The organism is Ruania suaedae, from assembly GCF_021049265.1.
Taxonomy (GTDB): Bacteria; Actinomycetota; Actinomycetes; order Actinomycetales; family Beutenbergiaceae; genus Ruania; species Ruania suaedae.
The window spans coordinates 1,608,601-1,627,927 of sequence record NZ_CP088018.1 but is presented as its reverse complement, the minus strand read 5'-3'; the positions used below and the strand labels follow the sequence as shown (position 1 = coordinate 1,627,927).

Genomic DNA, 19,327 nt, shown 5'->3' with positions numbered 1-19,327 from the left:
GCCGCGACCAGCCATGGTAGCGCGATCCACGGGCACGCCCGTGCACCGCCACCTCAGTCCCGGACCGGGTCACGGATGAGCGGGCAGGTCATGCAGTGACCTCCCCCACGGCCGCGCCCCAGCTCGCCGCCACGGATCTCCAGCACCTCGATCCCCGCCTCGCGCAGGAGCGAGTTCGTCACCGTGTTGCGGTCGTAGGTGAAGACCACACCCGGCTCCACGGCCACCGCATTGTTGGCGCTGTCCCACTGCTGACGCTCGGACGCGTAGGAGTCGCCGCCGGTCTCGATGGTGCGCAGCCGCGGCAGGCCCATCGCCCGCGCCACGACCTCGGTGAACGTCCCGATCCCCTCGTCCACCACCTCGAGGCCGGGCGGACGGTCGCTGGGATGCAGGGTGAACGTCCGGATACCGTCGACGATGGCCGGGTAGACCGTCACGACGTCGCGGTCGGCGAAGGTGAAGACGGTGTCCAGATGCATCGCCGACCGCAGCTTCGGCATCCCGGCCACGACGACCTGGCGCGCCGCCCCGGCCTCGAACAGCACGGCGGCGAGCTGGGTGATCGCCTGCCGGGACGTGCGCTCGCCCATCCCGAGCAGCACGACACCGTCACCGACCGGCATCACGTCCCCACCCTCGAGCGTGGCCTGCCCCCAGTCCAGTTCCGGGTCGCCCCACCACCGCCGGCTCCCGCGATAGTCCGGATGGAAGGTGTAGATCGCCTTCATCAGCAGCGTCTCCTCGCGCCGGGCACCCCAGGACAGCGGGTTCAGCGTGAGGCCTCCGTACAGCCAGCTGGTGGTGTCGCGCGTGTAGAGCATGTTCGGCAGTGGCGGCAGCAGGTACTCCGAGCGCGGTGAGCCGTTCACCTCGGCCAGCGCGACATAGTGAGGGCGGAACTCGGCCGGCAGATCCGCTGTGGCCAGGCCGCCGATGACATGGTCGGCGAGCACACCGGCGGGGACGGTGGCCAGATACGCGCGGGTGTCGGCGACCAGGCCCAGACCCACGCGATTGGGGACGATCGTGCGCTCGAGCAGCCACTCCCGGGCCGAGGGGATCTGCAACGTCTCGCCCAGCAGGCGGCGCAGCTCGACCACCTCCACACCCCGGTCGCTCAGCTGCTCGACGAAGTCGGCGTGATCGCGCTGGGCCGCCTGCACCCACATCACATCGTCGAAGAGCAGGTCATCGGCCGTCGAGGGCGTCAGTCGTTCGTGCGCACGCCCCGGTGCGCAGACGAGGACCTTGCGCAGCCTGCCGACCTCGGAGTGCACCCCGTGGGCGATGCTCATCCCGCGAGGACGGCCGCAGCGAACTCCCGCACGTGCTGCACGCGGTCCGGGTGGTCCAGGTGGGCGTTCCAGGGCCGGTCCATCAGGTACACGCGTGATCCCGTGCGGCGGATGGCCACCACGTTCTCGGCGCTGTCGTCGACGAAGTAGTCCGTGCGGACGAGCGCCTTGTCGGCGGTGAAGGTCAACTCGTCGTGCGGCACGCCGTGTCGGCTCACCCACGCGTGGGTCTGCTCCTGGACCGCCGCCTCGTAGGGGCTGAAGCCGCCGCTGCCGCGGGCCGTGACGAGATGGATGTGGTGGCCGGCACTGCGCAGGCGATCCAGGGCCTCGAGCGCTCCGTCGATGGGCGGTGCCCCGAACAGCCGGCCGTCGTGGATACAGCCCTCGATCACGCTCCACCACTGCTCCGCGGTGCATCCGTACTCCTGGTGCGGCGCCCAGGAGGTGACCGCCTGCACGCTCCCCGCCAGTCCTGCCTGCACGGTGAGCTGATGGGCCTGTCCCGACCAGTCGTAGAGGACGTCGTCGATGTCCACCCCGACCACGAGCTGCGATCCGTCCACACCGTCTCCTTCGTCGCTCGGCACCTCGCTCCACTGTGCCACGTGCGGTTGCGGGCTCAGTCCACCTGCACGCCCGCGACCAGCTCCTCGCACGCCCGGATGATCTCCGTCCGGGCCCCTGGTGAGGTCCACTGGCAACCGATGAACAACAGCTCGGTCTGCGAGAACAACCAGTACCCACGGAAGTCGTAGCGCGGTATCCGCATCTCCTGCGTGACCGCAGGCAGCCCGGCGACCTCGGTGAGCTCGGCCTCACCCAGTGCCTGTGAACCGAGCGCCTCCTGGTACTGCTGCACCCGCTCGAGCATCGCCTCCACCGGCACCTCGCCGCACTCGCGCGCGAGCTCACCCCAGTCCAGGCCCTCGTAGCCGAGAACACCGAGCAGGTCGAGGGTGTCGTAGGAGGGGTCCTGCGGCACGAGCGTGACCATGAAGGTCTGCGTCTCGTAGGCCAGATCGTCGTAGTAGCCATCGGCGTCCATGTAGCCGGCCGGCACCGTCCACGTCGCCTCGGACGCGACCGCGATCTCGGTGAGATCGACCTGTTCGCCGTCGCCGCCCTTCTCACGGGCCTGCGGATCGCCGCACTCCAGCAACTGTGGCGGGATGGTGCGCGGCGGCTCCTGGCCGGTACCGTCGGTGCCGGTCGGGCTGTCGGTACCACCCGGCCCGGTCGGCAGTCCGGGCCCGTCGGGGCCCCCGCCGAGCACCTGGCATCCGCTCAGCACCGTGGCGAGTACGAGCGCCGTCCCGAGGCGCCGGCCACGTCCGCCGCTCATCCGAGCCTCACGCTGGCGACGAGGTCGGCGCAGCCGTCCTCGATCACGGACCGGTGCTCCGGCGCCGTCCACTGGCAGTACACATGCACCAGATCCGATCGTGAGAAGAGCCAGTACCCGAGGTAGTCGTAGTCGGACAGGCCCACCTGTTGGGTGATCGCGGGCAGACCCGCCACCTCGGTCATCTCGGCGTCGGTCAGCGGTTCGGCGTCGATCTGCTCACGATAGCCCGCGAGGCGTTCCTCGACAGCCGACAGCGGCACCTGCGCGCACTCCTGCGAGAGCGCTCCCCAGTCGAGACCGCTGTAGACGACCACGTTGATCACGTTCAGGGAGGGGGCCGCGTCGCCGGCCGGCTCAGCCACCCAGATCTGCTCGAGGGTCTCGACCGGGTTGTCCTCCACGTAACCGAACGCCTCCTCGAAGCCCTCCGGCATGGTCCAGGTCGCCTGCGTCAGGTCCGTGTCGGTGAGCAACAGGTTCTGCGCGTCCGTACCGTCCTTGCCGCCGTCGTCCTTGCTGTCGGCCGACGGGTCACCGCACTCCAGCAGCTGTGGCGGAATGGTCGCCGGCCCACCGGGTCCGGAGCCGTCCGAGGACGAACCCGACGAGCCCGGTGAACCAGATCCGTCGCTGCCACCCGCGCCGTCACCGCCGCCATCGGGCTGGCACCCCGTCGCCGCGACCAGAGCGAGAGCGAGCACCGGTACTGCTCGCGTGATCCCCATGCGCACCGCCATCACTCCTGTCTGCGGACTCGTCCTGGGCGAACGCTACCGCGCCTGGGCCGGGCGGACGACGAGGCGCCCGCCCCGCACGCGGCGGGACGGGCGCCCTCACCGAGCGGGCGTGCTGGGCTCAGCCGCCCAGCTCCTCGCCGACGGCGTGCACGCGGATCGAGTTCGTGCTGCCGGAGACGCCCGGGGGCATGCCCGCCACGACGACGAGGCTGTCGCCCTCCTCGACCTGATCGGCACCCTTGAGGACCACGTCGACCTGGTTGATCATGTCGTCGGTGTGGTGCACGCGCGGCACCGTGTAGGTCTGCACACCCCAGCTGAGGGCGAGCTGGTTGCGCACCTCGGGCATCGGGGTGAACGCGAGCAGCGGGATGGCCGAGCGCAGCCGGGACATCCGCCGGGCCGAGTCGCCGGACTGGGTGAAGCAGGCGAGGTACTTCACGCCGAGCGTCTCACCGATCTGTGCCGCCGCCTTGGTGATCACACCGCCGCGCGTGTGCGGGGTGGCACGGAGCTTGGCGATCCGGTCGAGACCGTGCTCCTCGGTGTTCTCGATGATCCGTGCCATGGTCCGCACGCACTCGATCGGGTACTCCCCCACGCTGGTCTCACCGGAGAGCATCACCGCGTCGGCACCGTCGAGCACCGCGTTGGCGCAGTCGGAGGCCTCGGCGCGCGTCGGGCGGGGTGAGCTGATCATCGACTCCAGCACCTGCGTGGCGACGATGACCGGCTTGGCGTTGCGCAGGGCCAGCTCGGTCGCGCGCTTCTGCACGAGCGGGACCTCCTCCAGCGGGAGCTCCACCCCGAGGTCACCGCGCGCGACCATGATGCCGTCGAAGGCATCGACGATCTCGGGCAGGTTGTCGACCGCCTGGGGCTTCTCGATCTTGGCCACGACCGGGACGCGCCGTCCCTCCTCGTCCATGATCCGCGCCACGTCCTCGTAGTCCTCGGCGCTACGCACGAAGGACAGGGCGATGAAGTCCGCACCCTGGGCGAGTGCCCAGCGCAGGTCCTCGCCATCCTTCTCCGACAGCGCCGGGACGTTCACCGCCACGCCGGGCAGGTTCAGGCCCTTGTTGTTCGAGACCGGGCCGGGGACCTCGACGCGGGTGACCACCCGCGGTCCCTCGACGGCGGTCACGCGGACGGTGACGCGGCCGTCGTCGATGAGGATCGCATCGCCCGGGTTGACGTCCTGCGGCAGGCCCTTGAACGTCGTGGAGACGAGTTCCTTGGTGCCCTCCACGTCCTCGGTGGTGATGGTGAAGGTGTCCCCCTCGGCGAGGTAGTGCTTGCCGTCGACGAAGCGGCCCAGCCGGATCTTCGGGCCCTGCAGGTCCACGAGCACCGCGACCGCGCGTCCGGAGGCCTCGGCCGCCTCACGCACGCGGCGGATCACCGCGGCGTGCGCGTCCGCGTCACCGTGGCTGCGGTTGATCCGCGCTACGTCCATCCCGGCGTCGACCAACGCCTGGACCATCTCCGGGGACTCCGTGGCCGGTCCCAACGTGCACACAATCTTGGCTCTACGCATGTCTCAAACCTTATGCCTTCCGACCGTCGCGCAGGCGCATCACGGCCACCGGAGGACTCCGCACCCGCCACCGCTCGCCGGATGTTCGTCCTCGATTACCCATCCGTTCGCCCGGATGGCTTGCTTCTCGAGCCTCGCGCACCGCGCCGGAACGCGGGCATCTGCTCTCAGACGGTGATCGAGACCGTGGTCGGCTCGATCGGGGCGGGCAGCTCCGTCTCCCCCCGCAGGTACTGGTCCACCGCAGCCGCGGCGGACCGTCCCTCGGCGATCGCCCACACGATCAGGGACTGACCGCGCCCGGCGTCACCGGCCACGAAGACCTGCTCGTTGGAGGTCTGGAACTCGCTGCTGCGCACCAGGCGACCACGCTGGTCGACCTCGAGCCCCAGCTGCTCGACCAGCCCATCCGCCTGGACGCTGGTGAAGCCCATCGCGAGGAGCACGAGCTGAGCGGGGATGACCCGCTCGGTGCCCTCGATCGGCTCCGGGCGACCACCCGACATGTCCACCTCGACGACGCGGAGCTCCTTGACGGCCCCGTTCTCGTCACCGACGAACTCGACCGTGGAGGTGGCGTAGACACGCTCGCCGCCCTCCTCGTGCGCCGAGGAGACCCGGTAGGTCATCGGGTAGGTCGGCCACGGCTGGCCGGCGGGGCGCTCCTCGGTGGGACGAGGCATGATCTCGAGCTGGATCACGTTCTTCGCACCCTGCCGCAGCGCCGTGCCGAGGCAGTCAGCGCCGGTGTCGCCGCCACCGATGACGACGACGTCCTTGCCCTCCGCCGTGATCTGGTCGGGGACGTGCTCGCCGAGCGCCGCACGGTTGCCCTGCGGCAGGTAGTCCATCGCCTGGTGGATCCCCACCAGCTCCCGGCCGGTCACCGGCAGCTCACGCCGGATCGTCGCACCGGTCGCCAGCACGACGGCGTCGTACCGCTCCAGCAGCTCGGAACCGGTCAGCTGGCCGTCGGCGCCGATCTCGACGCCGGGGCGGAAGCGGGTGCCCTCGGCCTCCATCTGCTGCAGTCGGGCATCCAGGTGCCGCTTCTCCATCTTGAACTCCGGGATGCCATAGCGCAGCAGCCCGCCGATCCGGTCGTCACGCTCGAACACGGCGACGGTGTGCCCGGCGCGGGTGAGCTGCTGCGCCGTCGCCAGACCGGCCGGGCCGGATCCGATCACGGCCACGGTCTGACCGGTCAGTCGCTCCGGGACCAGCGGGGTGACGAGGCCACGTTCGAAGGCCTCGTCGATGATCGACAGCTCGATGTTCTTGATGGTGACCGGGGGCTGGTTGATACCGAGCACGCAGGAGGTCTCGCACGGAGCCGGGCAGAGCCGGCCGGTGAAGTCCGGGAAGTTGTTCGTCGCGTGGAGGCGCTCGATCGCCTCGTCCCACCGACCGGTCCGGGTGAGGTCGTTCCACTCGGGGATCAGGTTGCCCAGCGGGCAGCCGTTGTGGCAGAACGGGATGCCGCAGTCCATGCAGCGTCCCGCCTGGCGCTCCAGCGCCGCTGCGTCCTCCTCGCGCTTCTCGTAGACCTCGCTCCAGTCCATGATCCGCACCGGGACGGGCCGCCTGGTGGGCAGCTCGCGTTCCCGGACCTTCAGGAATCCCTTGGGATCAGCCACGGGTCGCCTCCATCACTCGGTTCCACACATCGGGTTCGGCCACGTCCACGCCGTCGGCTCGTGCCTGGGAGAGCACGGCGTTGACGCGGGCGTAGGCCGGCGGCAGCACGCGGGTCATCCGGCGCCGCACCTGCTCGCGGTCGGCCAGCAGCGCCTCGGCCACACGTGAGCCGGTGTGCTCGTGGTGGCGGGCCAGCAGGTCCATGACGATGTTCAGGTCCTCCTCGTCCATCCGGTCGAGGGAGAGATCACCGGTCGCCAGGGCGGCGGCGTTGACCAGATCCGGGTCCAGGTCGAGCACGTAGGCGGTCCCGCCGGACATCCCCGCGCCGAAGTTGCGCCCGGTCGGTCCGAGCACCAGCACGGTTCCGCCGGTCATGTACTCACACCCGTGGTCCCCGACGCCTTCCACGACGGCGGTCGCACCGGAGTTGCGCACGCAGAAGCGCTCGCCGACGATGCCACGCAGGTAGATCTCGCCCGCGGTGGCGCCGTAGCCGATGACGTTGCCGGCGATGACGTTCTCGCCCGCCTCGAACGTGGCTGCCGCGTCCGGCCGCACGATCACGCGGCCGCCGGAGAGTCCCTTGCCGACGTAGTCGTTGGCGTCACCCAGCAGCCGCAGCGTCACCCCGCGAGGGACGAACGCGGCGAAGGACTGACCGGCTGATCCGTGCAGCGTGACGTCGATGGTGCCGTCGGGCAGTCCGGCGGCACCCCGGGAGCGGGTGACGGCGTTGCCGAGCATCGTCCCGACCGTGCGGTTGACGTTGCGCACGTTCTCCTCGATCGTGACGGGTTCGCCACTGTCGATGGCGCCCTGCGCCTGGGCGATGAGCACGTTGTCCAGCGCCCGGTCCAGGGCGTGGTCCTGGGCCTTGACCTGGCGCGGCGCCGATCCCGCCGGCAAGGTCGGCTTGACCAGGATCGGGGACAGGTCCAGGCCCGAGGCCTTCCAGTGCTCGACGGCCGCGCGGGTGTCGAGCGCGTCGACGGCGCCGATCGCCTCGTCCAGGGACCGGAACCCGAGCTGCGCAAGGTACTCGCGCACCTCCTCGGCGATGTACTCGAAGAAGGTCACCACGTACTCGGCCTTACCCGAGAAACGGGACCGGAGCTCGGGGTTCTGGGTGGCCACACCCACCGGACAGGTGTCCATGTGGCACACCCGCATCATCACGCAGCCGGAGACCACCAGCGGGGCGGTCGCGAAGCCGTACTCCTCCGCGCCCAGCAGGGCGGCGATGATGACGTCGCGCCCCGTCTTCAGCTGGCCGTCGGTCTGGACCACGATCCGGTCGCGCAGGTTGTTGGCCACCAGCGTCTGCTGGGTCTCGGCGAGGCCGATCTCCCAGGGCCCGCCCGCGTGCTTGAGCGAGGTGAGCGGGCTGGCGCCCGTTCCGCCGTCGTGGCCCGAGATCAGCACGACATCCGCGTGCGCCTTGGACACACCGGTGGCCACGGTGCCGACCCCGACCTCGGAGACCAGCTTCACGTGCACCCGCGCCTGCGGGTTGGCGTTCTTCAGGTCGTGGATGAGCTGAGCGATGTCCTCAATCGAGTAGATGTCGTGGTGCGGCGGTGGGGAGATGAGCCCGACGCCCGGGGTGGCGTGCCGGGTCTTGGCCACCCACGGGTAGACCTTCGCGCCGGGCAGCTGCCCGCCCTCACCGGGCTTGGCGCCCTGGGCCATCTTGATCTGGATGTCGTCGGCGTTGACCAGGTAGTCCGAGGTCACACCGAACCGGCCGGAGGCGACCTGCTTGATGGCACTGCGGCGCCGCGGGTCGTACAGCCGGTCCTCGTCCTCGCCGCCCTCACCCGTGTTCGACTTGGCGCCGAGCTGGTTCATCGCGATGGCGAGCGTCTCGTGGGCCTCCACGGAGATCGAGCCGTAGCTCATCGCACCGGTGGAGAACCGCTTGACGATCTCGCTAGCCGGCTCCACCTCCTCGATGGGGATCGGCGCACGCGCGCCCTGCTTGAACTCGAACAGCCCACGCAACGTCATCAGCCGCCGTGCCTGCTCGTCCACGCGGGAGGTGTAGTCGCGGAAGACATCGAAGCGGCGGTTGCGGGTGGAGTGCTGGAGTCGGAAGACCGTCTCCGGGTCGAACAGGTGCGGGTCACCCTCACGGCGCCACTGGTACTCGCCGCCCACCTCCAGCCGGCGGTGTGCCGGGGCGATCCCGCTCGGCGGGTACGCGGTGGCGTGCCGCGCGGCCGCCTCCGCCGCGATGACGTCGAGGTCGACGCCCCCGAGCGGGCTGGCCGTGGCGGTGAAGTACCTGTCGACGAGGCGCTGCGAGAGGCCGATCGCCTGGAACACCTGGGCACCCCGGTAGGAGTGCACCGTGGAGATGCCCATCTTGCTCATCACCTTGAGCACCCCCTTGCCCAGGCCCTTGATGAGGTTCTTCACGGCCTGCTCGGGCGTGACGCCCTCCACGACGCCGGAGCGCACCAGCTCCTCGACGCTCTCCATCGCCAGGTACGGGTTGACGGCGGCCGCCCCGTAGCCGATGAGCAGTGCGACATGGTGCACCTCGCGTACGTCCCCGGCCTCGACCAGCAGCGAGATCCGCGTCCTGGTCTGCCGGCGGATGGTGTGGTGGTGCACCGCACCGGTGAGCAGCAGCGACGGGATCGGGGCGAGCTCGGAGTCGGACTCACGATCGGAGAGCACGATGAAGCTCGCGCCGTCGGCGATCGCGGCGTCCACCTCGGCGAAGATCTCCTCCAGCCGCTCCTCCAGCGCCTGGGCCCCGCCGGCCACGCGGTACAGACCGCGGATGGTGACGGACTTGAACTCCTTGCCCGGCCCGCGGGTGCGGTGGATGTGCTTGATCTTCGCCAGATCGTCGTTGTCGATCGTGGGGAAGGGCACGATGAGCTTGCGCGCGTGGTCGGGGATGTCCGAGAGCAGGTTCGGCTCGGGGCCGATGGCCCCACCGAGGGAGGTGACGAGCTCTTCGCGGATGGCGTCCAGCGGGGGGTTGGTCACCTGGGCGAACATCTGGATGAAGTAGTCGAAGAGCATGCGCGGACGCGAGGAGAGGACCGCGATCGGGGTGTCGGTCCCCATCGAGCCCAGCGCCTCGGCGCCGGTGGCGGCCATCGGGCGCAGCAGGATCCGCAGCTCCTCCTCGGTGTAGCCGAACGTCTGCTGACGCCGGGCGACCGAGTTGCGGGAGTGGTCCACGTGCTCGCGCGCGGGCAGGTCCTCGAGGCGCACGAGGTTGTCCTCGAGCCATTGGCTGTACGGGTAGGCGTCGGAGAGCTGGCTCTTGATCTGGGCGTCCTCGACCACTCGGCCCGAACCGGTGTCGACGAGGAACATCTTGCCCGGTGCGAGCCTGCCCTTGCGGGCGATACGGGCCGGCTCCAGGTCCAGCACGCCCGCCTCGCTGGCGAGCACCACCAGGCCGTCGTCGGTGATCCAGTAGCGCCCCGGGCGCAGGCCGTTGCGGTCGAGCACGGCGCCGATGTAGCGGCCGTCGGTGAAGCACATCGCGGCCGGGCCGTCCCACGGCTCCATGATGGTCGAGTTGTACTCGTAGAACGCCCTGCGCTTGGCGTCCATCGAGCCGTGGTTCTCCCAGGCCTCCGGGATCATCATCAGCACGGCGTGCGGCAGCGAACGACCACCCAGGTGCAGCAGCTCGAGGACCTCGTCGAAGCTCGCCGAGTCGCTCTGCTCCTCATCACAGATGGGCAGGAGCGGCGCCAACTCACCGAGCACGTCCGAGGAGATCGTTCCCTGGCGGGCGGCCATCCAGTTCCGGTTGCCGCGCACGGTGTTGATCTCACCGTTGTGGGCCACCATCCGGAACGGATGGGCCAGCGGCCACGACGGGAAGGTGTTCGTCGAGAAGCGTGAGTGCACCAGCGCCAGCTCGCTCGCGAAGCGCGGGTCGGACAGGTCGGGGAAGAACGGCTCGAGCTGGCCGGTGGTGAGCATGCCCTTGTAGACGAGGGTCCGGCTCGACAACGAGGCGAAGTACACGCCTGCGGTGTGCTCGGCGCGCTTGCGCAGCCGGTAGGCGCGGCGGTCCAGCTCCACGTCCGCGACGTCGCGTCCGGGTGCCGCCACGACCAGCTGGCGGAAGATGGGCATGCAGTCACGTGCCATCTGGCCCACGAGCTCGGTGGTGACCGGCACGTCCCGCCAGGCGAGCACCTCGAGCTGCTCCTCGGCCGCGATCTCGCCGATCAGGCGAGCCGCCTGTGCTGCCTCCTGCTCATCGGCCGGCAGAAACGTCAGCCCGATGGCGTAGTGGCCGGGGGCGGGCAACTCGGCATCGACCACGTCGCGCAGGAAGGCGTCCGGGATCTGCGTCAGGATCCCCGCACCGTCCCCGGAGTTCTCCTCGGCCCCGACCGCGCCACGGTGGTCGAGGTTCGCCAGTGCCGTCAGCGCGGCGTCGACGATGTCGCGCCCGGGGGTCCCGCGCATCGTGGCGACGAAGGCGACACCGCAGGCATCCTTGTCCTGCGCCGGGTCGTACAGCCCGTGCTTGGCAGGGGCTGCGCTGAAGCGCTGGTAGGGGCTCCCGCCCTGGGGGGTGCCGTTCATCCGACCATCCTCACCACCGCAAGGACTTCGGGGGAGATCCTGCGGCATCGATTGCGTTCTGCTGGGACGCCGTCGACCCACGTACTACCTTCAGTTTACCGTGTCGCGACCCAGGCACGAAAAGCGGCCGGGGCCATGAGGGTGACGGCAGGTGCGCGGCGCCGGTGCATCGGGGACGATAGCGTACTGTCGCCGCGGGAGCGGCGAACCGGGCCGCTCGGGCCCGGCGATCTCACCTGTCGAACGTGGAGCCGGGCTCCCGCTCCTGCGCCGCGCCGTCCCCGGGGTCGTCCTCCTCCGCCGCCGCGGGGGCCGCCGTGGTCTCCGGCTCAGCCGGCCCCGGGGCTTCCTGTCCCGCGGCCTCGGACGGTTCGCGGCCCGGCAGCCACGGCGAGTCCTCCCGCTGCGGATGGCGCCGCGAGAGCACGAGGAAGATCACCAGTGCGGCGACCCCGACGAGGATGGAGGTCCACACGTTGAGGCGCAGACCCAGGACCGTCTCGGCCTCGTCGATGCGCAGCATCTCGATCCACACCCGGCCGAGGGTGTATCCCAGCACGTACAGCCAGAAGACGCGCCCGTGACCGAGGCGGTAGCGCCGGTCGAGCCAGACCAGGAGCCCGGCGAGGGCGAGGTTCCAGACCAGTTCGTACAGGAACGTCGGGTGGAACAGCGTGCCGTCGGGGTAATCCAGGCCCTGGGCGGCGACCACCGCCGGATCAATCTGCAGACCCCAGGGCAGATCCGTCGGCGCGCCGAAGAGCTCCTGGTTGAAGTAGTTGCCGAGCCGGCCCACGGCCTGGGCGACCAGGATGGCCGGCGCCATCGCGTCGGCCACCGTCGACAGCCGCAGGCCTGCACGACGCAGCACGATCCACGCCCCGAGCGCCCCGGCCGGGATCGCCCCCCAGATGCCCAGGCCCCCGTTCCAGATCGCGAAGGCGTTCCACGGATTACCCTCGGGGCCGAAGTAGGCATCCGGGGACGAGAAGACGTGGTAGATGCGCGCCCCGATGATGCCCAGTGGCACCGCGAGGAAGACCGCGTCCATCAGGACGCCGGTCGGACCACCTCGGTCGCGGTAGCGCCGGACCGAGATCCAGGTCGCGATCGCGATCCCGGACAGGATGGCGAGGGCATAGGCCCGGACCGGGATCGGCCCCAGCTCCCAGGTCCCCTGCGAGGGGCTCGGGATCCCGGCGGCCACCGTACCCCACGCCGACGGGTCGGCCGCCACCGCCCAGGCGCTCACGCGGTGCCGCTCTCGACGTCGCGGGCGCCGCGGACGCCCGCCGCGAGCTCACGCGTCAGGCCGCGCAGGGACGCCAGCGCCGCCTCGCGGTCCCCGTCCGGGCGCTGCAGGGTCCGCACCAGCGCCGAGCCGACGATGACGCCGTCGGCATAGCCGGCCACCTCCCGCGCCTGCTCGGCGGTCGAGACGCCGAGGCCGACGCAGACCCGCTCGGCTCCGGCGGTCCGGGTGGCCGCCACGAGATCGCGGGCCTTCTCGCCGACGCTCGCGCGCGCTCCGGTGACGCCCATCGTGGAGGCCGCATAGACGAAACCGCGCGCTGCCGAGGCCGTGAGGTGGAGCCGCTCGGTGGTCGAGCTGGGTGCGACCAGGAAGACCTTGTCGAGGCCGTGCCGGTCGGCCGCGGCGATCCACTCCCCCGCCTCGTCGGGGATGAGGTCCGGCGTGATCAGGCCGGCGCCGCCCGCGTGGGCGAGCGCGGCGGCGAACCGTTCGACCCCGTAGCGCAGCACGGGGTTGATGTAGGTCATCACGAGCGTCGGCGCACCGGTCGCGGCGACCTCGCCCACCGCGCGCAGCACGTCGGCGGTGCGCGTGCCCTGATCCAGGGCCGCCTGGACGGCGTCCTGGATGACCGGCCCGTCCATGCCGGGATCGGAGTAGGGCAGACCCAGCTCGATGATGTCCGCGCCCGCCTCGACCGCGGCCTGGGCCGCGGCGATCGAGGAGTCGACGTCGGGATAGCCCACCGGGAGGTAGGCCACCAGCACGGCGCGCCCCTCGGCCCGCGCCGCATCGATGACCTGGGCGGTCCGTGAGGCGATCGCCTCGGTCATGAGGTCCCCTCCTCGCGCAGCTCCTCGGCGTCGACCAGATCGAACCAGCTCGCGGCGGTGGCTACGTCCTTGTCCCCGCGGCCGGACAGCGAGACCAGCAGCACCGTCTCGGTCGGGTCGCTGCCCGCGGGCGCCGAGGCCAGCAGCTGGTGGCCCAGGCGCAGCGCGCCGGCGAGGGCGTGGGCGCTCTCGATCGCCGGGATGATGCCCTCGGTGCGGCACAGCAGCCGGAAGGCCTCCATCGCCTCGGCATCGGTGACCGGCCAGTACTCGGCCCGTCCGATGCTCGCCAGCCACGAGTGTTCGGGGCCGACACCGGGGTAGTCCAGGCCGGCGGAGATGGAGTGGGACTCGATCGTCTGGCCGTCCTCGTCCTGGAGCAGGTACGAGCGCGCGCCGTGGAGCACGCCCGGGTCACCGGCCGTGATCGTGGCCGCGTGGCGCCCGGTCTCGACGCCGTCACCGGCTGCCTCGCACCCGACGAGGCGGACGTCGTCGTCGAGGAAGGCGTGGAAGAGGCCCATCGCGTTCGACCCGCCGCCTACGCAGGCCACCGCGACGTCCGGCAGCCGGCCGATGCGATCGAGGACCTGTCCGCGCGCCTCCTCGCCGATGATCTTCTGTAGGTCGCGTACGAGCGTCGGGAAGGGGTGGGGCCCGGCGACGGTCCCGAACACGTAGTTCGTGGTGTCGACGTTGGCGACCCAGTCGCGGAACGCCTCGTTGATGGCGTCCTTGAGGGTCTGCGAACCGGTCTCGACGGGGACCACCTCGGCGCCGAGCAACCGCATCCGCGCGACGTTCAGCGCCTGCCGCCGGGTGTCCTCGGCGCCCATGTAGATCGTGCACTCGAGCCCGAAGAGCGCCGCCGCCGTCGCCGTCGCCACCCCGTGCTGGCCGGCGCCGGTCTCGGCGATGACGCGCGTCTTGCCCACGAGTTGCGTCAGCAGCGCCTGGCCCAGGACGTTGTTGATCTTGTGCGAGCCGGTGTGGTTGAGGTCCTCGCGCTTGAGCAGGATCCTCACGCCGCCGGCGTGCGCGGCGAATCGCGGCACCTCGGTGATCGGGCTGGGCCGGCCGGTGTAGTCGCGGTGCAGCGCCGCGAGGCGATCGGTGAACTCCGGGTCCGTGCGCGCCTTCTCCCAGGCGGCCGTCAGGTCGTCCAGCGCGGCGATCAGTGCCTCGGGGACGAACCGTCCGCCGAACTCGCCGAAGTAGGGTCCGAGCTGCTCGCGTAGGCGCCGGCTGCTGGCGGTCATCGCGAACGCACCGCCCGCAGCGCCGGGTGGGCCCCGGCCGCGACCATGTCCGCCACCGCGACGCGGGGGTCACGCTGGGTGACCAGTGCCTCGCCGACCAGCACGGCGTCGGCGCCCGCGCGGGCGTACTCGAGCACGTCGTGCGGACCGCGCACCCCCGATTCGGCCACGGTCACCACACCGGCAGGCACGCGCGGCGCCAGCTCGGCGAAGACCCCTCGATGCACCTCCAGGGTGTGCAGGTCCCGGGCGTTCACGCCGATCACGCGCGCACCGGCGTCGGCAGCCCGCGCCACCTCCTCGGCGGTGTGGGCCTCCACCAGGGCCGTCATCCCCAGGGAGTGGATGCGTTCGACCAGCGAGGTGAGCACCGTCTGCTCCAGCGCCGCCACGATGAGCAGCACGAGGTCGGCGCCGTGGGCGCGAGCCTCCCAGACCTGGTACGGCGTGACGACGAAGTCCTTGCGCAGTACCGGGATGTCGACGCGGGCCCGGACGTCGGCGAGGTCCTCGAGCGAGCCGCCGAAACGGCGCCGCTCGGTCAGCACGCTGATGACGCTGGCACCGCCGGCCTCGTAGTCGGCGGCGAGCCCGGCGGGATCGGCGATCTCGGCGAGCGCGCCCTTGGACGGGCTCGAGCGCTTCACCTCGCCGATGACGGTCACCGCGTCCTCGCGCCGCAGCGCGTCGACGGCGTTGAGGGCACCGGTACGCGCCTCGGCCTGGCGTCTGAGGTCGTCCAGCGGGATGGCGGCCTCCCGGGCGGCCAGGTCCTCGCGGACACCGGCGACGATGTCTTCCAGAACGGTCACGATCCGCCTCTCCTCGGTTCGAGCACCATCGTAGGACCTGCGCGGCGGTGCCCGGTCACGGCGGACACGTCAGAAGGCGTACATCGACTCCGAGAAGAAGGCGCCGCCGATCAGGAGCGCCAGCAGCCCGATGGCGATCGCGATCGAGGCGAAGCCCAGGATGAGGCCGGCGAGCGCCATGCCCCCGTTGGTGGCACGGCCCTGGGCGACCGCCTTGCGTGCCATGAACCCGGTGACCACCGCGCCGATGCCGACCAGCCAGCCGATCCAGACGCAGCTCAGCACGATCGCGCCGATCCCCAGTCCCAGCGACCAGCCACCGAGAGTGTTGTCGGGACCGGTGAGTGCCGGGTAGGCCCCGTACCCACCGACCTGGGCGCGATGGTCGCCCGGAGCGCCGTAGCCCCCAGGCGGGCCGTAGCCGCTCGGCGGCTGGTCGTAGGGGCCCGCGGGTGCCGCGGGCGGGCCCGGCACGCCGGGCGTGCCACCGTAGGACGGCGGTCCGCCGTAGGAGGGCGTCCCGCCGTAGGGGGCGGGCTCGCCGTAGGGCGCACTCCAGGGACTCGACCCGGGCTGCTGGTGCCCGTAGGGCTCCTGCCCGGAGGTCGGGGTGGATGAGTCGTCGAAGCCGCCGGGGCGCTCGGAGTAGGGGCCGTAGGGATTGCCGGGACCAGTCACGTTCGCTCCTGATTACGGGGCCAGATAGGTGGACAGAACAGGCACGTTGCGAAGCACGCCGAAGACGAGGATGGCGGACGCGAGGGCCGGGAACAGCGCGCCCGGGATCCGCAGCGGGCGCTGGCCTCGCCAGGACCGCACCATCCACACGAGCCAGGCGAGCGCTGCCGCCGGGAGCAGCAGGGTGAGCAGGGGGTTGACCGACCACGCAGCCGCGAGGTCACCGCCGGCGAGGGCAGCCGTGGTGCGCAGCCCGCCACACATGGGGCAGTACAGGCCCGTCACCGCCAGCAGCGGGCAGAGCACCGGTCCCCCCGCCCCCGGCCGGAGCATCACCACCACGGCGGTGGCCGCAGCCGTCACGGCACCGATCACCGCCGGCGAGACCCGGTCCCTGGCCAGGCGGGGCGCGCCGGCGCCGGCTGCGTGGCCGGCATCGGTGCCCAGGTCGCTCATCAGCGCGAGCGCCGCACCTGGCCCAGGCCGACGGCCCGGAGGCAGAGGCTCACGACGGCACCGACGACGAGAGCCGCCCCACCACCCACCATCAGAGGCACGGAGACCAGGACGACACCGACACCGGCCAGCGTGGCCGCGATCACGCCGCCCCAGAAGAACGCCCACGCGGCCACGGTGCGGCCGTGGTTCTGGGGCGGGGAGGCGAGCGGGCGGATCCGGTCCGCCGGCCCGGTCACCGCAGCGGACTGTGCCGCACCGGGGTGTCCAGAGGTGGTCATGTTCGTGCCCTTCGTTCCGTCCGACGATCTGGGGTCAGCCTACCGGTCGGACGGATCCTCACCGCGGCTCAGCGCGTCCCAGTCCGACATCCGCGTCGTCCGCGAGCCCGGCTCGGCGCCGCCACCCTCACGCCCGCCTGCGTCCGCCGCCTGCCCGGAGGATCCACGCTCGTAGCGGCGCGCGGCCGGCTGCCACCGTCCCATCCGCCAGGGCAGCACCGCGCCCAGCACCGCCACAGCGGCGGCCGCAGCGATCGCGGGCCAGGGCCAGAACGTGGTCGAGACCGCACCGCCGAGCTCGCGGACACCGGTCATCTCCGCCGCCACGGACTGCAGCGATGTCTGCGGGTCGCGCAGGAAGATCACGATCGCAGCCACGGCTCCGAGGCCTCCGAGCGCGGCAGCGAACGCCGCGACCACGCGGGCCACCCGGCCCGCGAGACCGATCGCCAGTCCCGCCACGACGACGAGGAGCGCCAGGCTGGGCACGAGCGGGGCGCCGTCGGCCCCGGAGATCGAGGCCGTGCCCCCGGAACCGATCGCGGTGCGCACCGGCGCCTGCGCCCACGTCGGCAGGCTGAGCACGAGCAGCAGGGCGCCACCCACGAGCAGGGACAGCACGGCCGAGCGCCTCCCCACTCCGCTGGCGGGTGCCTGCCGGTCGCCGGTGGAGTCACCGCTCATCGGCTCACTCCACCTCGCCCACGCGGGCGGCGACCTGGACGGCGCGCACCGCTGCTGCTGCCTTGTTCCGCGTCTCCCAGTACTCGGCTTCCGGGTCGGAGTCGGCGACGAGGCCGCCCCCGGCCTGCACGCTCGCACGCCCGCCGCGGATGAGCGCGGTCCGGATCGCGATCGCCATGTCGAGATCGCCGGCGAGGTCGAAGTATCCGACCGTCCCGCCGTAGATCCCGCGCCTGGCCGGCTCCAGCTCGTCGATCAGGGCGATGGCCCGTGGCTTGGGTGCCCCCGAGAGCGTGCCGGCCGGGAAGGTCGCGGTGAAGACGTCGACGGCGCTGGTACCGGCCCGCACGGTCCCCACCACCGTGGAGCTCATGTGCATGATGTGGCTGAAGCGCTTGATCTCCATGAACTCGACGACGGCCACCGAGCCCGCCTCGCACACCCGGCCGAGGTCGTTGCGGGCGAGGTCGACCAGCATCAGGTGCTCGGCGCGCTCCTTCGGGTCGGCGAGCAGCTCTTCCGCGTGCGCCCGGTCCTCGGCCGGGTTCTGGCCCCGCGGACGGGAACCGGCGATCGGGAAGCTCTGCACCTCCCTCCCGCTCACCTTCACCAGGGTCTCCGGGCTCGAGCCGACCACGTGGAACTCCCCGCCGTCGGCATCGGCCAGGTGCAGGAAGTACATGTATGGGCTCGGGTTGATCGTGCGCAGCACCCGGTAGACGTCGAGCGGGTCGGCTGGGCACTCCAGGTCGAGCCGCTGGGAGAGCACCACCTGGAACACCTCACCGTCCCGGATGGCCTCCTTGGCGGCCTGCACCCCGGCCGCGTAGTCCTCGCGGGTGGTCCGGAACTGCAGCTCGGGCTGCTCGGCCTGCGTCAGCCGCAGCGCGCGCGAGCGGGCCGGCGCCACCAGCCGGCGCTCCATCTCGTCGAGGCGGGCGAGCGCGTCGTGGTGGGCCTGGTCCACGCGTTGGTCGCTGTCGTCACCGTTGATCGCGTTGGCGATCAGCCACACGTCGCCGGTGTGGTGGTCGATGGCCGCCATGTCGCCGACCAGGCACAGCGCCACGTCGGGGACGTCGAGCTCGTCCGGTGGCACCGACGGGAGCGTCGGCTCCCAGTGATGCACCACGTCCCAGCCCAGGGAGCCGACCAGTCCGCCGGTGAGCGGGGGCAGATGGGGCAGGGCCGGCGTGTGCAGCACCGCCAGCGTCCGGCGCAGCACCTCGAGCACGTCACCGTCGGTGGGGACCGAGACCGGCACATCACCGGACCAGTGCGCCCGGCCGTCGCGCTCGGTGAGGATCGCCCGGGCGGAGACGCCGATGAACGACCAGCGTGACCATGCGCCGTCGGAGGCGGACTCGAGCACAAAGGTGCCGGGCCTGCCCGAGGACAACTGCCGGTACAGGCCCACCGGCGTCACGTCGTCGGCGAGGAGGCGCCGGACCACGGGGATCACGCGCCGGTCCGGGGCCATCCGGCGGAACTGCTCCAGCGACGGCCAGGTGGTCCCCCACTCGGGCGGACCGGTGAGCTCGGGAGCGGCGGGGGTCGCGGTCATTCCGGCCGCCCCAGCGGCAGCAGCCCGCCGGCCCGGAAGCAGCTGCGGGCCCCGGTGTGACACGCGGGGCCGATCTGCTCGACCCGCAGCAGCAGCGCGTCGCCGTCACAGTCGATCGACGCCGAGCGCACGTGCTGCACGTGGCCCGACGTATCGCCCTTGCGCCAGTACTCCTGCCGTGACCGGGACCAGTACGTCACCCGGCCCTCGGTGAGCGTGCGGCGCAGCGCCTCGTCGTCCATCCACGCCACCATCAGCACCTCGTCGTTGTCATCGTCCTGCACGACGACGCACACGAGGCCCTGCTCGTTGCGCGCCAGCCGCTCGGCGACCTCGGGATCCAGGGTGAGACTCGCATCCAACACCCCT

17 protein-coding genes are annotated in these 19,327 nt (G+C 71.5%); all 17 read right to left on the bottom strand.

The genetic code is table 11. From position 1 onward, the window contains the following. Window positions 1–53: 53 nt before the first annotated feature. Window positions 54–1,298 carry an arginine deiminase gene (locus tag LQF12_RS07515; RefSeq protein WP_231055340.1) on the bottom strand — a complete coding sequence of 415 codons (1,245 nt, stop codon included), beginning with the start codon at window positions 1,296–1,298 and terminating at the stop codon, window positions 54–56. Beyond that, a complete protein-coding gene (locus tag LQF12_RS07510; RefSeq protein WP_231055339.1) occupies window positions 1,295–1,864 on the bottom strand; it encodes a 5' nucleotidase, NT5C type in 570 nt (189 codons plus the stop codon). Before LQF12_RS07510 ends, LQF12_RS07515 begins: the two co-directional genes overlap by 4 nt. A gap of 56 nt (window positions 1,865–1,920) precedes the next feature. After that, window positions 1,921–2,643: a hypothetical protein gene (locus LQF12_RS07505; protein WP_231055338.1), complete on the bottom strand. Its 723-nt coding sequence runs from the start codon at window positions 2,641–2,643 to the stop codon at window positions 1,921–1,923. Continuing rightward, entirely contained in the window at window positions 2,640–3,383 is a 744-nt protein-coding gene (locus LQF12_RS07500) for a hypothetical protein (protein WP_231055337.1), read from the bottom strand. Before LQF12_RS07500 ends, LQF12_RS07505 begins: the two co-directional genes overlap by 4 nt. A gap of 118 nt (window positions 3,384–3,501) precedes the next feature. After that, window positions 3,502–4,923, bottom strand: a complete 1,422-nt coding sequence (gene pyk, locus LQF12_RS07495; protein ID WP_231055336.1) for a pyruvate kinase — start codon at window positions 4,921–4,923, stop codon at window positions 3,502–3,504. A gap of 167 nt (window positions 4,924–5,090) precedes the next feature. Next, a complete protein-coding gene (locus tag LQF12_RS07490; protein ID WP_231055335.1) occupies window positions 5,091–6,560 on the bottom strand; it encodes a glutamate synthase subunit beta in 1,470 nt (489 codons plus the stop codon). Next, window positions 6,553–11,136 (bottom strand): glutamate synthase large subunit, encoded by a 4,584-nt coding sequence (gene gltB, locus LQF12_RS07485; RefSeq protein ID WP_231055334.1) that lies wholly within the window; start codon window positions 11,134–11,136, stop codon window positions 6,553–6,555. The genes LQF12_RS07490 and gltB overlap by 8 nt, the downstream gene beginning before the upstream one ends. A 232-nt stretch (window positions 11,137–11,368) precedes the next feature. After that, window positions 11,369–12,388 carry a prolipoprotein diacylglyceryl transferase gene (gene lgt / locus LQF12_RS07480; RefSeq protein ID WP_231055333.1) on the bottom strand — a complete coding sequence of 340 codons (1,020 nt, stop codon included), beginning with the start codon at window positions 12,386–12,388 and terminating at the stop codon, window positions 11,369–11,371. Next, entirely contained in the window at window positions 12,385–13,224 is an 840-nt protein-coding gene (gene trpA / locus LQF12_RS07475) for a tryptophan synthase subunit alpha (protein WP_231055332.1), read from the bottom strand. The genes lgt and trpA overlap by 4 nt, the downstream gene beginning before the upstream one ends. Further along, the gene (trpB, locus tag LQF12_RS07470) at window positions 13,221–14,483 is read right to left on the bottom strand and encodes a tryptophan synthase subunit beta (protein WP_231055331.1); all 1,263 of its coding nucleotides are present in this window, start codon (window positions 14,481–14,483) and stop codon (window positions 13,221–13,223) included. Before trpB ends, trpA begins: the two co-directional genes overlap by 4 nt. Next, the gene (gene trpC / locus LQF12_RS07465) at window positions 14,480–15,295 is read right to left on the bottom strand and encodes an indole-3-glycerol phosphate synthase TrpC (protein WP_231055330.1); all 816 of its coding nucleotides are present in this window, start codon (window positions 15,293–15,295) and stop codon (window positions 14,480–14,482) included. The genes trpB and trpC overlap by 4 nt, the downstream gene beginning before the upstream one ends. Before the next feature lie 69 nt (window positions 15,296–15,364). Continuing rightward, window positions 15,365–15,973, bottom strand: a complete 609-nt coding sequence (locus LQF12_RS07460; protein WP_231055329.1) for a DUF4190 domain-containing protein — start codon at window positions 15,971–15,973, stop codon at window positions 15,365–15,367. A gap of 12 nt (window positions 15,974–15,985) precedes the next feature. Next, entirely contained in the window at window positions 15,986–16,429 is a 444-nt protein-coding gene (locus LQF12_RS07455; protein ID WP_231055328.1) for a DUF2752 domain-containing protein, read from the bottom strand. Beyond that, window positions 16,429–16,710, bottom strand: coding sequence for an HGxxPAAW family protein (locus LQF12_RS07450; protein WP_231055327.1), 282 nt, complete (start codon window positions 16,708–16,710; stop codon window positions 16,429–16,431). The genes LQF12_RS07455 and LQF12_RS07450 overlap by 1 nt, the downstream gene beginning before the upstream one ends. Before the next feature lie 39 nt (window positions 16,711–16,749). Continuing rightward, on the bottom strand, window positions 16,750–17,394 hold the full coding sequence (locus LQF12_RS07445) for a Trp biosynthesis-associated membrane protein (protein WP_231055326.1): 645 nt from the start codon (window positions 17,392–17,394) through the stop codon (window positions 16,750–16,752). 4 nt (window positions 17,395–17,398) lie between these two features. Continuing rightward, window positions 17,399–18,958, bottom strand: coding sequence for an anthranilate synthase component I (locus LQF12_RS07440; protein ID WP_231055325.1), 1,560 nt, complete (start codon window positions 18,956–18,958; stop codon window positions 17,399–17,401). After that, window positions 18,955–19,320 carry a phosphoribosyl-AMP cyclohydrolase gene (gene hisI, locus LQF12_RS07435; RefSeq protein WP_435531236.1) on the bottom strand — a complete coding sequence of 122 codons (366 nt, stop codon included), beginning with the start codon at window positions 19,318–19,320 and terminating at the stop codon, window positions 18,955–18,957. Before hisI ends, LQF12_RS07440 begins: the two co-directional genes overlap by 4 nt. Between the last annotated feature and the right edge of the window lie 7 nt (window positions 19,321–19,327).